The organism is Alphaproteobacteria bacterium (genome assembly GCA_019746225.1).
Classification (GTDB): domain Bacteria; phylum Pseudomonadota; class Alphaproteobacteria; order Paracaedibacterales; family VGCI01; genus VGCI01.
Map to the genome: position 1 here is coordinate 20,993 of JAIESE010000042.1, position 14,248 is coordinate 35,240.

The following is a 14,248-nucleotide window of genomic DNA, read 5'->3' on the forward strand; positions in this document are numbered from 1 at the left end:
GTTTTAAGGGTGAAATATCCTGTCGCCATCTGGAATGGGTCCATACCCAACAGCCTGGCGCTTTTCGTTAATGGTGAGAAAGTTGGCCGACGCGATCTTGGACCAAACAGCTTCTCGGCGGGCGCTTAAGGCTGGAATTTCATCGGTGTTATAACTGAGGCTGAGCTTTTCATCAAAGGCAGGGGCCAACCAAAGGTTAAATTCAGCCACAAAGAACTCAAGAAGGGGAATAATTGTATCCTCCCACAAATGAAACCGCGCTTCCTTGTAGTTGGCAAAGGTCGCATCTCCTGCCACCCCCACAAGCATAGGAGGCACGCCGTAGGCCTGGGATATTTCTCGGGCTGTGAGCTTCTTCCCCTCAATAAAATCAAGATCCTTCGGGGACAGCCCCATCTCCTTCCACTCACAATCCCCTTCCAGAACCAAGATTTGACCCGCATTCTTGTGTCCTGCATAAACCTCTTTCAAATCTTGTCGAAGAGAATCACGCTGCTCATCACTCATCCCCCTGGAGTTGGGTGAGGGTCGAACAATCAAACCGCCACTGGGCCTACCCCCATTTTGAAGAAGAGCCAGATTGTGGCCGGCGACCGCATTGTGCTGATCAATGCTTCTGGCTGCTGCCTCAATGGGGCTCATGCCGTACCAATCATTTAAAGGGTGAAAGTTCTTTAAATGAAGAATTGACGAATGACCTGTAACCGGATCACAAGGCAGGATTTTGTGTTGTCCAGCGACACTGTACTCATAAGCAGAAGGAATGCCTCCTGATCCGGGAATAATTTTCATACGATCTGGGCGCAATGGATGAAGCTCAACAGGGCGACCCTCATGGTCATGAACCGCTTCAATATACGTATTACCGGAAAGAAGAAGAAAGCCCACCACGGATTCCATGAAGGCGGATCCAGCCTGGCGGGGGCTTGGGGCATTAAGGAGGGTCAGCAAGGGATGATGGGCGAGTTCCTCATCGTCCTTATACAATAACCAAGGAACGCTGCTAAGACCCCGCGCAATAAGATTGACACATCGGTAAACAATCACATTTTTCTGGTAACCCTCAGCCGCCAAGGAATCATACCGACGGGGCGTCCAAACAGGATTACCAACAGTCCCACAAGCGACAAGCGGACCGACACTGCTTGATTTTGTGGATTGTTTACGTCCTTTTGAAAAGAATGATTTTAAATAATCTGGCATTCGCTAGAAACCTTTCAAATATTTATGAAAGAATTTCTAACGATTGCCCTGATGAATTGTCAAATTTTGTGATTGCCCATTTGGCGCATCAATTCAATGCTCTTTTCATGGATGACCCAAGCTCAGATCTTCTTTGAGAACTACGCATACCAAGCACTGGCTTGCATTGCAAATCAGCTAAGGTAGGAGTTTCAGCCGCTGGAATATTTTCGGCTTGTTCCGGCGTCAAACCAGCAGCTTTAAACTTTTCTAAGAGCTTTTTCTGACTATCTTCTAATTTGTTAATCGATACCGACAAGTCTGTCTTTATCTGACCTATAGCTGTCTCACGTTTCGTTTTCCACTTTTGGAGAAAAACTTTGGTATTAGCATATTCTTTAACATCTTCACAAAACGCTTTAAGTTCAGCGTCTTGGCTTGCGTCACATGCTTTCAGCTTACTCAGATTTAATCCGCATGTTCTTTTGAGATCAATGATCCCAATTGTATCTTGGAAACGAGCATTGATTTTTCTTTTGTCTTCCACACTCCCCTTAAGGTCCAATTTTCCACTACATGTGAATTTTTCCATATCACCAAGGGGGTCTATATTTTTAAGCTTATCTTCGGTGAGCAACTCTTCTTTTTTCACAAAGCGCCATTCCAAGTCTTTCTGTGTTTCTAATACCCCTGCTAGCATTTGCTGTTTAAATTTGCCCTCAGGTAAATCTTTAAGCTCTAGAAGTTTGTACTTATTGCCTGCATATAGCTTAATGTCATTGCAAAAGCTTTCCCCTTGACCCTCTTGGCCCCGGTCATGTTCGATACATTCTTGTAGCTTTGCAAGATTTAAACCACAACTGCTTTTTGGATCAATAACGCCTTCTCTAATTTTAGTACCCAAATAGTGATTTCCTTTTGAATCTACAGCCGGGCATTGTATGAATAATTCCTTGTTAACGATAGATCTTGTTGGAATTTTGCCCAATTGTTGTGGGGTAATATTTGCCTTTAAAAGTTCATCCCGAAAGGGTTTGCGCGCTTCATCCAGTTTTTTTACATCACTTTTGATCTGTTCCAATTTCCTTGAGTCGATAGATTTAAGCTTCTGTATTGATTCATTTTTCTTCTTTATATTTTCCGTCTTTTCCGCGTAATTTTTAATCGCGTAACAAAACGCCCTTGCTTTTCTTTCGGCACTGACAGTTGTTTCTTCCTCAATCTTTAAGCATTCCTGATATTTCTCAAAATCAAGTCCACACTCGGTCGTGGGATCAAGAAGATCACCAACCTTAATAAGACAAGTAGCATCAGTTGAGAAGAGGGAAACCATAAAAAAACCGAAGAAAAACCGCTTCATGACAAACTCCATAATTGTCGAACAGAATACATGGGTTTTATCTTAAAGAAAGTTAGTTAAAATACGGTGAATGGAACTGATCTTAGCTCAACGCCCCCACCGCCTTTTTGATGCGCTGACAGGCGTCTTTGAGGAGAGATGTCTCGATTGCATAGGAAATTCGGAAATAAGGGGAGAGCCCAAAGGCATCGCCGCTGACGCTTGCAATCCCGACGCTATCGAGCAAATAAAGAGCAAACTCATTGTCCGTGCTGATGGTTTTGCCTTCGGGGGTTGATTTCCCAAGGACGCCAGCGCAGGAAATATAGAGATAAAAAGCGCCCTCCGGTTTGATACAGGACAAGCCTGGGGTTGCGTTAATGATCTCAAGGGCTATGTCTCGCCTGGCTTGGAAGGTGACCACCCAATCCTTCAAAAACTCTTGGGATGCGGTGAGCGCCGTGATCGCTGCACTTTGCGAGATGGTGCAGGCACTTGACGTGCTGTGGGATTGCAACATAGTGATCGCCTTAATCAAGGATTTCGGGCCTGCCCCATAGCCGATCCGCCACCCTGTCATGGCATGGGATTTGGACACCCCATTCACCGTTAGAATACGATCCTGCAGAGATGGCGCAACCATCGCTAATGTTGCAAAAGGGGTTTGATCATAGATCAAGTGCTCATAAATATCGTCACTAATAACATATACTTGGGGATGGCGCGCCAGCACTTCTGCCAGCCCTTTAAGCTCAGAAATTGTATATACCCGGCCCGTTGGATTACTAGGGGAATTCAGGATCAGCCACTTCGTCTTTCGCGTAATCGCAGCCTCGAGCGCTTTCGGGGTGAGTTTGAAATGATCCTCCTCCCCACAATGGACAATAGCACTCGTGCCTGAGCACAAATGAACCATGTCGGGGTAGGACACCCAATATGGTGCTGGAATAATGACCTCATCCCCCTCCTCTACGGTTGCCAAGAAGGCGTTAAAGATGATCTGCTTCGCGCCATTTCCGACCGTGATTTGATCTACGCCATAAGTTAGGTTATTCTCGCGGGCAAGCTTGTCCTGAATTGCCTTTCGTAATGGCAACAGCCCTTCCACCGCTGTGTACTTGGTCATTCCCTTTGCCATTGCTTCCCGGGCAGCTTGTTTAATATGCTCAGGCGTATCAAAATCCGGCTCCCCAGCACTCAACCCGATAATATCCTTTCCTTGGGCTTTCAGCTCAGCCGCCCTTGCGGTCATGGCAAGGGTGGGAGAAGGTTGAATGCGCGCAAGACGACCAGCCAAAAGACTCATGGTATATTTTCCTTAAATTGATTTGCGATCTCGTGGATTTATGGTCCCATCATACCCGAAATTCTGGAGAAGTGGCAGCAGGAAAATTGCTCTCACCATATGATTTTAACCATCAATTTTGCATATATCTCTATAGAGAGCCTCGAGATCTAGGCATTCTTTATCCGACAAAGCTTTAAATTCCTTTTCTCGAGCACCTTTCGACAATACACCTTTGTTCTGATGCAAAAATCGAATGAGTAAATCCATGGTCGAGTCAGGCATATCGAATAACTCGCTAATGGCCGCCTTTAAATGATCATACTGCTCAAGATAGTGAATTTCATCTGGCAAAGTCTTTTCAATGGTTTGTTGCACACATTCATAAAGAAATTCAGCCTGCCGGGTAGCGTCAAAATATTTATATAAATCAATTGTCTCATTGTTAACTTGAACGTTTCCCTCCCCTGTCGGCTGCCATTGAATCAAATCGAGTCGAGGACGTGAGTATGACTCTAAAACTTGTCTGTATTCATCAAGTCTTTCCAAAATGACAGCAGAGACAGGGAACACGATGCCTTTGGGACTAAATCCTAAGGTATCAAGAACATGATGGATTATATACCGATGAATGCGGCCGTTTCCATCTGCAAATGGGTGGATAAAGACAAACCCAAAAGCAAGGCAAGCTGCAAGCAAAATGGGGTCGAATCCTTGTTCTTTGGCGTAAGCGTATGTTTCTAACAAGCTTTCCATTAGGGAAGGTAAATCCTTCCAACGAGCCGAGATATGATCAGGAATTGGTGTACGGTTGAATCGGTCATGCTCTCCGACAAATCCCTCTTCTTGGCGCAACCCCAACTTGACGAATCGTTCATCTGCGATAACGATAGACTGGAGACGCAACAGCTCCTCAATGGTTAATTGGTATCTTCCCGCTTGGCTGATCGCGCGTCCCCAACGCTCAGTCCTGTCTTTTCCAGGACGTTCGCCTTCAATCGCAAAGGAGGCCCTTGAATCATTTAATAGCATAAAGGCAGAAGCCCGCGTTAAAAGGTCAGAATGGATGGCCCCCGCCTGCTTGCTTGCTAATCCAGCAAGATCAAGAGAAATAAGCTTTTCCAGTTTTTCTGTGCGTCGAATCAGGGGACAAAATCCACGTACCCCAGGCAAATTATTGTACACGCGCTGACGACGATAAGACACTGAGTTACTTGTTGCGTACTGTGATTTGGGATCTATAGCCTCTACAAAGTTTCCAGAGGTAGTATCTGGAACATCCAAAATATTTCCCGTCAACCATTCATAAAAGAACCATATTCGCCGACTGTAAATTCCTAAAGGTTCTGAACGAATCCAAATGGACAACTGTTGAGGGTTGATTTTAATAAAAAGTGAATTTAGAACACTCAAGTCCACGCCTTCATATTTCAAAGCAAAGGTTAGATAACCTGACAGAGAATGCGATGGCTGATGTCTTGGGGTAAAAGCGGCCCATTGATCTGTTTCATACCTCTGCTGCTTCTGACTTATAAAAGAAAGTTTTTCTGGGAGGGGAATTTGCAAATCATAGGCATCAATAAGAGCCGCGTAACCGGCTAGTGAAACAGCCTTTTCAGGCAATTCACGATCACGAAAGAAGTTATAAACTTTCAAGTCAGTCACGTGGAATTTTCCCTAATAATCCGTATATCTTATGTTAATATTTACATGAAAAACACTTACAAACTAGAGAAATTCATGAAAAACACTTACAAACTAGAGAAATTCATGAAAAACACTTACAAACTAGCGAAATTCATGAAAAACACTTACAATATACCAGAATATGAGAAAATTGACTATAATTATCCCCTTTTAATGAAAAATGCTTACACCCACGGAGATGAACTTGAAGAAGCCAAGAGGCAGAATAATGGGATATTTGCTATAGAAATCCTGTACTTTTCTTCAAGAAAAGCGTACATATAAAGGGATATAGGCCCTGGATATTGAGCAGATAATGAGTAAACAAAGCGTAAATGACATCTCTTTTGAACAAGCGTTGAGTGAACGTTACTTGGCGTATGCCTTGTCGACGATTACGTCGCGCTCTTTGCCAGACGTGCGGGATGGTCTAAAGCCTGTCCACCGCCGCCTCATTTATGCCATGCAACAGCTGCGCTTGAATCCCAACTCCAGCTTTAAAAAATCAGCCCGCGTCGTTGGTGATGTCATGGGTAAATTCCACCCCCACGGGGATCAGGCCATTTATGATGCGCTTGTGCGCCTTGCCCAAGACTTTTCCGTGCGCTATCCCCTCATTGACGGCCAAGGCAACTTTGGGAATATCGACGGCGATAATGCAGCCGCTATGAGGTATACGGAGGCACGCTTGACAGAAGTGGCCGCCCTTCTCATGGAAGGGATTGAAGAAAACGCCATTGATTTTCGCGCCACTTATGACGGTGAATCTGAGGAGCCGATCGTTTTTCCGGCTGCTTTCCCCAATCTTCTTGCCAATGGCTCCAACGGTATCGCGGTTGGTATGGCAACGTCCATTCCTCCCCATAATCTGGCTGAGCTCTGTCAAGGACTTGCCCTCCTCATTGAGAAACCCGATGTTTCTGTAGCCCAGCTTGTAGACCTGATTCCAGCCCCAGACTTCCCCACCGGCGGGGTCTTGGTTGAAGGAAAAGAGTCCATTCTGAAAAGCTACGAGACGGGTCGTGGTAGTTTCCGCCTTCGAGCCCGTTGGGAAACTGAGCAAGTCAAAGGCGGCACCTACCGCATTATCGTGACCGAAATTCCTTTCCAGGTGGGTAAATCGAAACTGATTGAAAAGATTGCCGAATTGTTGTCCGATAAGAAGCTTCCGCTTTTAGGAGACATTATCGATGAATCGACCGAAGATGTCCGCCTTGTGCTTGAGCCCAAAAGTCGGATGGTTGATGCTGAAGTTTTGATGGAGTCCCTGTTCCGCCATACGGACCTGGAGACCCGAATCTCTCTTAACATGAATGTCCTCGATGGGGGTAAAAACCCGAAGGTCATGAATTTGAAGGAAGTTTTGCAAGCATTTCTCAACCATCGGCAGGAAATCTTGACGCGACGCAGCCATCATCGCCTTAAACAAATTATCGATCGTCTCGAGGTCCTCGAAGGCTACTTGATAGCCTACCTCAACATCGATGAGGTCATCCGCATTATTCGGGAAGAAGATGAGCCCAAACCCATAATGATGGAACGCTTCAAGCTTACCGACACCCAAGCTGAGGCGATCCTGAACATGCGTTTGCGCAGCCTTCGCAAACTCCAAGAATTCGAAATTCGAAAAGAACATAAGGATTTGTCTGAAGAGCAAACAGAACTCAACGACCTACTCCAAAGCACAGCGAAGCAATGGAAGCGCATCAAAGCAGATCTGAAAGCTATTGAAAAGCAATTTGGTCAAAATACATCTTTGGGGGCGCGACGCACAACCTTGGCCGATGCGCCTCAAGTGGTGATGGTCCCGATTGAAGCCATCATTGAGCGTGAAGACGTCACCATCATATGTTCTGACAAGGGCTGGATTCGCACCGTCAAAGGACACCAGATCTCAGCCGATGATTTGAAATATAAAGACGGTGACGAAGGTCGCTATGTAATTCCCGCACAAACCACGGATAAGCTCGTAATCTTTGCCACCAATGGACGCTTTTACACCCTTATTGTGGATAAACTGCCCCGTGGTCGTGGTCATGGGGAACCGTTGCGTTTGATGATAGATCTGGATAACACAGAAGAAGTGGTTGATATGATGGTGATTCCATTTGAGCCCAAGCCAGATTCTAAAGACGCAACAACTCATTTCTTCCTGGCCAGTTCCGAAGGTCGCGGATTCCAAGTCTCTGCCAACGATATTTTATCTCAAACCCGTAATGGCCGTCAGGTGATGAACTTGAGCGGGGATGCGAAGGCAATTACTTGTCTTCCTATAACGCCCAGCCAATCTGGAAATCTGGTTGCAATCGTTGGTGAAAATCGTAAACTTGTCATCTTCCCCCTTTCTGAAGTGCCAACTCTGACCCGTGGCCGAGGCGTTACTTTACAAAAATACCGCCAAGGCACCGTCTCTGACTTAAAGATTTTCTCGGAAGATATAGGTCTGACGTGGCAACGCAATGGCAAAATGCTCAAAGAAACAGATTTGCGTCCCTGGCGTGCTCGCCGTGGCGCCATAGGCCGCCTCGCCCCCATCGGCTTTCCTCGGAACAACAAGTTCGAAGGGTAGAAGGGCACTCTTCACCTATTTTTAATATGTCCTTGGTATACTTTAATTCGTAAAAGAATGAGAGGAGCCAGGGCCTTATGAATTATCGTTTATTTCTTCTTCCCCTGATAACTTTGTTTCAGGCCCCCATCTACCAGGAAACACATGCATTTCCCATATCCACTGTATATGCGCAAGATAATCGCACAAAAGCTCTTCAAGAACAAAAAGCACGTCAAGACGCCAGCACGATTCAACGGATGGATGAAAGATCGAAAGGTCGGGTACTTCAGCAAATTGGGGGTACAATGGTCGATGTAACAAATGATATCAATGATGTTTTAACAAATGCACCTCTTATGATCCGCCAACAGCACGCAACATCAGCTGTGGCTATCTTAAATCGCCTCGTAACGGGTGTTGGTCTAGGAATTAGAGCCTATGGCCGACGGAAAGTCGCTTTGCAGGGTATCGTCAGTACCAATGAACAGATTTTGGAAGTCACGATACAATCATACGAGAAGCTTGAAGCCTTGAGTAAAGAATTAGAGAAACTCCTGGGGAATAAAACTTTGCAGCAAGCTGTGCAAGACGTAAAATCCCAAAATCTTACGACAACTCAAAAACTACAAATCCTCCTTTCCCCGAGTAACTACATCAACGCCCTGAATAATTTTATGGATGATAAGTATATTACGGATAATAAGGCTGTTCGCTGGGAAAAGATTCGCAATCTCAGCAAAGAGTTAAAAGAAGAACAAGCGAAATTTGATGACTATATGGCCCTTTTGCAGATTAAATTTCTTGAAAACATGATTATGTCATTGCACCTTGTGCAAAATAAAGATGCCTATATGAAAAAGCTATCTGAGTCCGTGACTGCGCTGAATGCCGCGATTAACCTTAACGATAAGAAAATTCAAGACTTAAATCTTCCAAACCAAGGAGGCGTTGTTAATAAGATAAAGAAGGTGATGGGTAAAGACGAAGAAACCAAGTACCTCAAGGAGAGACAAGCCCTTTATGCTGAACGACAAAATTACATCAATAAGAGAACCTCGATCTTCGAAGAAATGAAGGCCCTTCAATCCAATAAAACGGATGCAGGCACAATTCAGCAGGAACGAAATGAGTTAATAACGAAAATATCTCAAATAAAGGGTCGAAGACAAGCCACCACAAATTTGGATGATATACGCAATGAAATCAATAGCCTAAAGGCACAAATTCAAAATGTTCAAACAGATCTTGCCTCCCTAAAGGGTTCCGGGCCGATGATACAACAACCGTTGAGACCCTTACAAACTACGCGTTAAGAGCACGCCTCATTATCGTTTGGACTCATATCATGGAGAAACAAAAAAACCCGGGAAAATCCCGGGTTTTTTGCATAATAATGAATAATCAAATTAACGAGAGTAAAACTCGACAACCAGGTTTGGTTCCATGCTAACCGGATACGGAACATCCGCTAGCTTTGGCCCTCTGATAAACCGTCCCTTAAAATCCTTATGATCCGCTTCAATATATTCTGGAACATCCCGCTCATTGGATTGCATGGCCATAGCCACATTCACGTTGTCTTTCATACGACCGACAACGACGATCTCATCCCCATCCCGAAGTTGATAAGAAGGAATATTAACGCGCTTGCCATTAACCAACACATGACCATGGTTCACAAACTGACGAGCCGCAAACACAGTGGAAACGAATTTCATACGGTAAATAACCGCATCCAAACGGCGCTCGAGAAGTTCAATCAAATTCTCAGAAGTATCTCCACGACGACGAACAGCTTCTTCATACAAACGGCGGAACTGACGTTCATTAATATTCCCGTAGTACCCTTTGAGTTTCTGCTTTGCTCTCAACTGGATTCCATAATCCGAAGGTTTAGAACGTTGTTGGCCGTGTTGACCGGGTCCATAATTACGACGATTCACAGGGCTTTTAGGACGGCCCCACAGGTTTACCCCTAATCGACGATCAATTTTATGTTTTGCTGTCACGCGCTTTGTCATGAATATAGCCTATCTTTTCAAGATCAAATAATAATGTCTATCGTTTCAAATACGACGTTTTCACCCCATTTGTCAAACCGTTTATTGACAATAACACTCATTTTTCTCATTTTTTTTTAAATGGTTGCTCGATCCCCCCTCTAAAGGGATCATTCTCATGAGCATTTATAGCATGACTCTATCATAGAACAAAATCCTTTCACGCATTTTTAACGAAAATTAGTGTATATTCATGTATAGGCCTTTTCATTTATGGGAGTTATCGTGATCAACAAGAAGCCCGTTGTAATATTTATTACTGCCCTTTCCTTTGTGGTACTGCCTGCCATAAGCGAAAACCCCCCACCTATAAATGATTCACTTGAAAAAGCCCTAACTTTAACGGATGATACCTTTGTAGCCGCTCTTTCCAATACAACTAAGTCTTCTGAAGATACAATCGCGTTTTATGCAAAAATGGGGAACCAACCAGTCTGGTATTTCCAAGGGAACCTTACGAAATGTGGCCATATGGCCGTTGAGACCCTCCAAAACGCGTCACAAGAAGGCCTCAATCCCCATGATTATGAAGAGGCCACGAGCATAGCTGAAAACCCAAAAGATTGGATTCAGTCAGAGCTTCTCTTAACAAAGAATTTCCTTGAATATATAGATCACTTGCGTGTCGGTAGGGTTGATCCTATGCGCATCAGTCGCGATATCAAGTTTCATAGTCCCAAGACCCACCCCGTGGAACTTCTTCTTGATGCTGTTCAAGACAAAGAAAGTGGCTGCGAGAAGCTTCGTCAAATGGCACCAACCTTTCCCCAGTACCAAGAACTTCGCAAAACCCTTGCTAAGTACCGTGAAATGGCCATAAAGAAAGATACTTGGCCCCATATAGAGGAGACTAAACCCTTTAAATTAGGGGATAAAAACCCTGAAGTCCAGTCTCTGCGCCAACTATTGATCCTTCACGGTGACTTGGAGGAAGTTGACACCAACTCAACAATATTTGATGAGACATTGGACAAGGCCTTAAGACAATTCCAACGGCGCCATACTCTTGAAGCCGATGGGGTTGTTGGTGGTAAGACTAAGGAAGCCTTAAATACCTCTATAGAAGACCTTATACACAAAGTAATCCTGAATATGGAACGTTTAAGATGGCTTCCCGATGAGCTTGGTGAAAAAAATATTATTGTGAACGTGGCTGGTTACGAAGTACGTGCCTATGATAAAGATCAAGTGAAACTTGAGATTCCTGCCATTGTGGGACGCCCGAGCCGACGAACTCCTTTATTCTATGCTCAATTAAAGAATGTTGTTGTCAATCCGTCGTGGGGCGTTCCCTATAACATCCTGGTTCATGACAAATTACCAAAAATCATTAACGACCCGGACTATGTGCGTCGCTCAGGCTTTACGGTTACAGATGATAGTGGGTCTATCATTGACCCCGATCAAGCGGATTGGGAGAATGAAGGACGGCACTACCATCTTCGTCAAAGCCCAGGGCGTCATAATGCTTTAGGGCGCGTCAAGTTTAATATCGAGAACCCCTATACGATTTACCTGCATGGGACGCCAGACGAAAAGCTATTCAAAAAAACGGCACGCCCCTTTTCTTCAGGTTGTATCCGCCTCAAAGCGCCCATAGACCTTGCGGTCTGGGTTTTAAATGATGAAAGCAAGTGGTCCGCGGACGAGATTCAGAACTCCATTAATCAGGGAGGTACCAAAACCGTAAACCCCGCTGCTAATATTCCCGTATTCTTCACCTATCAAACGGTCTGGATAGGACAAGATGGTCTTATTCATATTAGTGATGATCCCTATAGACTCGATGCAAAAATGGAAAAGGTCCTGAAACCAGAATCTGAGTAAGATTGAATTATTGAGAATAAAAGGGCAATAAAGACATAGTGGGAGGGGGTCATCCCACCATCCCAACCAAACCTACTTTTATGGTAAATCCTGAGGTTTACATAATATAATATAGGATTTTTCCTTTCAATTTGAAGGGGTATCTATCATTTTTACGGTTTAGTATGTCAGAGCACATTAACAGTAACTAAGTGCTATATTAAAAGAGACAACTTTCTGATTGTTATTTTCATATTTAACACTTATATACTAACCATAGCCCAATGGGCATTTACCTATTACATTTTTTTTCGAGCCCATTAAGGATACGTAATAATTATGAATAAATATTTCATCCACTTATCAAGCCTCGTGCTTGCGCTTACTACTGTTATCAGCGTGAGCAATGCTGCAGAAAATATCAATCAAAGCATCGATGGAAGACCTTACGGTGACTATGGTGGGACAGAAGGGAATTGGACCTTTGAAAGAAAGTCTCTGGTTTTAATTGACGCTCGAGCACGTGTGATTATGATGAAGCGAAAAAACCCAAAAACATCAACCATTCCAGCCTTAATGGATTGGCATCAATCCTCAATACTATTTTTAGCACAGCAGCGTCAAGAAATTGCTCGAGTTACCGCCACCCCATCTTGGGAGAAATTTGGTCAAGTGAGGGATGATCTAGCTTTCTCAGTACCATCGACAACGAATGGATGGAGAGACTTTGCTATATTCCGCTGTCAGGAAATGCTTCGTCAAAACATCGCGCGCTTCATTTCACCTGATGATCTAGAGATTTCAACACCCGATGCGGATACATTTTGCAAGATTAACGTCTACAACTTAAGGGGACTTCTGAACGTGCAAGCTTCAGTACTTAAAACACTAGAAGAACAACTTTTAATGGACAAAGTCCAAAAGCTCTTTACGAGTTGTCCTACGACCGAAATAACCGAGAGACTTCAAGGCTTGATGGGAGAAGATAATGCCCTTAAGGTCGTGACATTCAGCTTTATGATGAAGACCGAAGAAGGTCCTGTATGCATAACCCAAATCATCACATGGGTAGAAAGGGATCCAGAGACTCAATCTGGGTTTAGCCCAACGGTTATTGATAAAATGGGGGAAACTTCTGCAATATATATCTTGCATACAGCCCCTAAACTCATTCCTTTACTAATGGCCAAGGCAGATAGAAGTGCAGCAGAAGCAATATTGACTGACCCCAAAGCCACGGAGCTCCTTACGCAGAAAATAGGCAACTATGTCTATTGGATGACTCACCCAATGAAATTTAATCGCGGAACGGCCTCCATCATGGAAATGTTTGCTAAAGGAATCTGCGTATCAGATGACCTTGTCTATACATATAATGGCAGAGCAGACATGGACGCCTATTTATTCTATGATCCTGCTGAGTTTGTAAACCATTTCAAGAAAAGAGCAGTCCTTAAAGCTAAAGAATAGACTTGATCTTTTGAGCCGCCATCAACGTATTTGATAAGAGATAAGCGATGGTCATGGGCCCCACGCCTCCGGGAACGGGGGTTATAAAGCCTGCAACTTGTGCGACCTCCTCAAAAGCAACGTCCCCTTGAATGGGGGCAGATTCGTCTGAAGTTGCCACACGGGTAATGCCAACATCGATCACAACACCTCCTGGTTTGACATGATCAGACGTAATCAACCCTGGCTTGCCAACAGCTGAAACCAATATATCCGCTCGTCGACATTCTTCCTTCAAATTCACAGTATGAGAATGGGCCTGCACCACGGTTGCGTTTTCATAACTCAACAATAGCGCTGTCGTGCGCCCCACCAATAAAGACCTTCCCACAACAACCACATGCTTACCATCTAAGTTGGGGACGACGGATTTTATGAGGTGAACACAGCCCAAGGGCGTGCATGGAACAAGATTTGGACGGCCCGAAAACAAAAGCCCAAGGTTGTGGGGGTGTAGTCCATCCACATCCTTATGAGGGGCAATGTGGGAAATCACGAGTGAAGTATCTATAGAATCTGGAAGGGGAAGCTGAATCAAGATCCCGTGGATACGAGGATCGGCGTTAAGATCCCTAATCTTGGCAAGAACTTGGTCTTGATTAGTCGAGGCTGGCATTAGGTGGGCTTGCAGGTCAATTCCCACTTGGGCACAAGCTTTAGTCTTGTTTTTGACATAAACATGGCTCGCTGGATTGTCACCGACCAAAATAACACCAAGTCCTGGCGGAGAACCCATCATGTTTCGAAGTTCAATGACGCCCTTGGCAATGTCTTGACGTAAAGTCGCGGCTAAAGAACGTCCATCAATGAGTTTGGCCACCATCGGAACC

At 44.5% G+C, this 14,248-nt stretch carries 11 protein-coding genes; 5 read left to right on the forward strand and 6 right to left on the reverse strand.

Features of this window, described 5'->3' with window-relative positions:
- Window positions 1-3: 3 nt before the first annotated feature.
- The 4 genes from K2Y18_07635 to K2Y18_07650 all read right to left on the reverse strand — a co-directional run bounded on the left by K2Y18_07635 (window position 4) and on the right by K2Y18_07650 (window position 5,471).
- Window positions 4-1,203: a phage portal protein gene (locus tag K2Y18_07635; GenBank protein MBX9805605.1), complete on the reverse strand. Its 1,200-nt coding sequence runs from the start codon at window positions 1,201-1,203 to the stop codon at window positions 4-6.
- Window positions 1,204-1,291: 88 nt separating this feature from the next.
- Window positions 1,292-2,542 (reverse strand): hypothetical protein, encoded by a 1,251-nt coding sequence (locus K2Y18_07640; GenBank protein ID MBX9805606.1) that lies wholly within the window; start codon window positions 2,540-2,542, stop codon window positions 1,292-1,294.
- Window positions 2,543-2,624: 82 nt separating this feature from the next.
- Window positions 2,625-3,827 (reverse strand): aminotransferase class I/II-fold pyridoxal phosphate-dependent enzyme, encoded by a 1,203-nt coding sequence (locus K2Y18_07645; GenBank protein ID MBX9805607.1) that lies wholly within the window; start codon window positions 3,825-3,827, stop codon window positions 2,625-2,627.
- Between the two features lie 105 nt (window positions 3,828-3,932).
- The gene (locus tag K2Y18_07650; GenBank protein ID MBX9805608.1) at window positions 3,933-5,471 is read right to left on the reverse strand and encodes a Fic family protein; all 1,539 of its coding nucleotides are present in this window, start codon (window positions 5,469-5,471) and stop codon (window positions 3,933-3,935) included.
- A gap of 75 nt (window positions 5,472-5,546) precedes the next feature.
- Between K2Y18_07650 and K2Y18_07655 the strand changes: the two genes are divergently transcribed.
- The 3 genes from K2Y18_07655 (at window position 5,547) to K2Y18_07665 (ending at window position 9,356) form a co-directional block, all read left to right on the forward strand.
- On the forward strand, window positions 5,547-5,777 hold the full coding sequence (locus K2Y18_07655; protein MBX9805609.1) for a hypothetical protein: 231 nt from the start codon (window positions 5,547-5,549) through the stop codon (window positions 5,775-5,777).
- Between the two features lie 31 nt (window positions 5,778-5,808).
- Entirely contained in the window at window positions 5,809-8,061 is a 2,253-nt protein-coding gene (gene parC, locus K2Y18_07660) for a DNA topoisomerase IV subunit A (GenBank protein MBX9805610.1), read from the forward strand.
- Between the two features lie 77 nt (window positions 8,062-8,138).
- Window positions 8,139-9,356, forward strand: a complete 1,218-nt coding sequence (locus tag K2Y18_07665; protein ID MBX9805611.1) for a hypothetical protein — start codon at window positions 8,139-8,141, stop codon at window positions 9,354-9,356.
- A 93-nt stretch (window positions 9,357-9,449) separates the two neighbouring features.
- Here the strand turns inward: K2Y18_07665 and rpsD are convergent, their stop codons facing one another.
- A complete protein-coding gene (rpsD, locus tag K2Y18_07670) occupies window positions 9,450-10,064 on the reverse strand; it encodes a 30S ribosomal protein S4 (protein MBX9805612.1) in 615 nt (204 codons plus the stop codon).
- A 264-nt stretch (window positions 10,065-10,328) separates the two neighbouring features.
- Between rpsD and K2Y18_07675 the strand changes: the two genes are divergently transcribed.
- Both K2Y18_07675 and K2Y18_07680 read left to right on the forward strand, forming a co-directional pair.
- Window positions 10,329-11,930: a L,D-transpeptidase family protein gene (locus K2Y18_07675; protein ID MBX9805613.1), complete on the forward strand. Its 1,602-nt coding sequence runs from the start codon at window positions 10,329-10,331 to the stop codon at window positions 11,928-11,930.
- A 318-nt stretch (window positions 11,931-12,248) separates the two neighbouring features.
- A complete protein-coding gene (locus K2Y18_07680) occupies window positions 12,249-13,379 on the forward strand; it encodes a hypothetical protein (GenBank protein MBX9805614.1) in 1,131 nt (376 codons plus the stop codon).
- On the opposite strand, the gene folD is transcribed toward K2Y18_07680, so the two are convergent.
- On the reverse strand, window positions 13,369-14,241 hold the full coding sequence (folD, locus tag K2Y18_07685) for a bifunctional methylenetetrahydrofolate dehydrogenase/methenyltetrahydrofolate cyclohydrolase FolD (protein ID MBX9805615.1): 873 nt from the start codon (window positions 14,239-14,241) through the stop codon (window positions 13,369-13,371). The two genes, K2Y18_07680 and folD, sit on opposite strands and share 11 nt — an antisense overlap.
- Window positions 14,242-14,248: the final 7 nt, after the last annotated feature.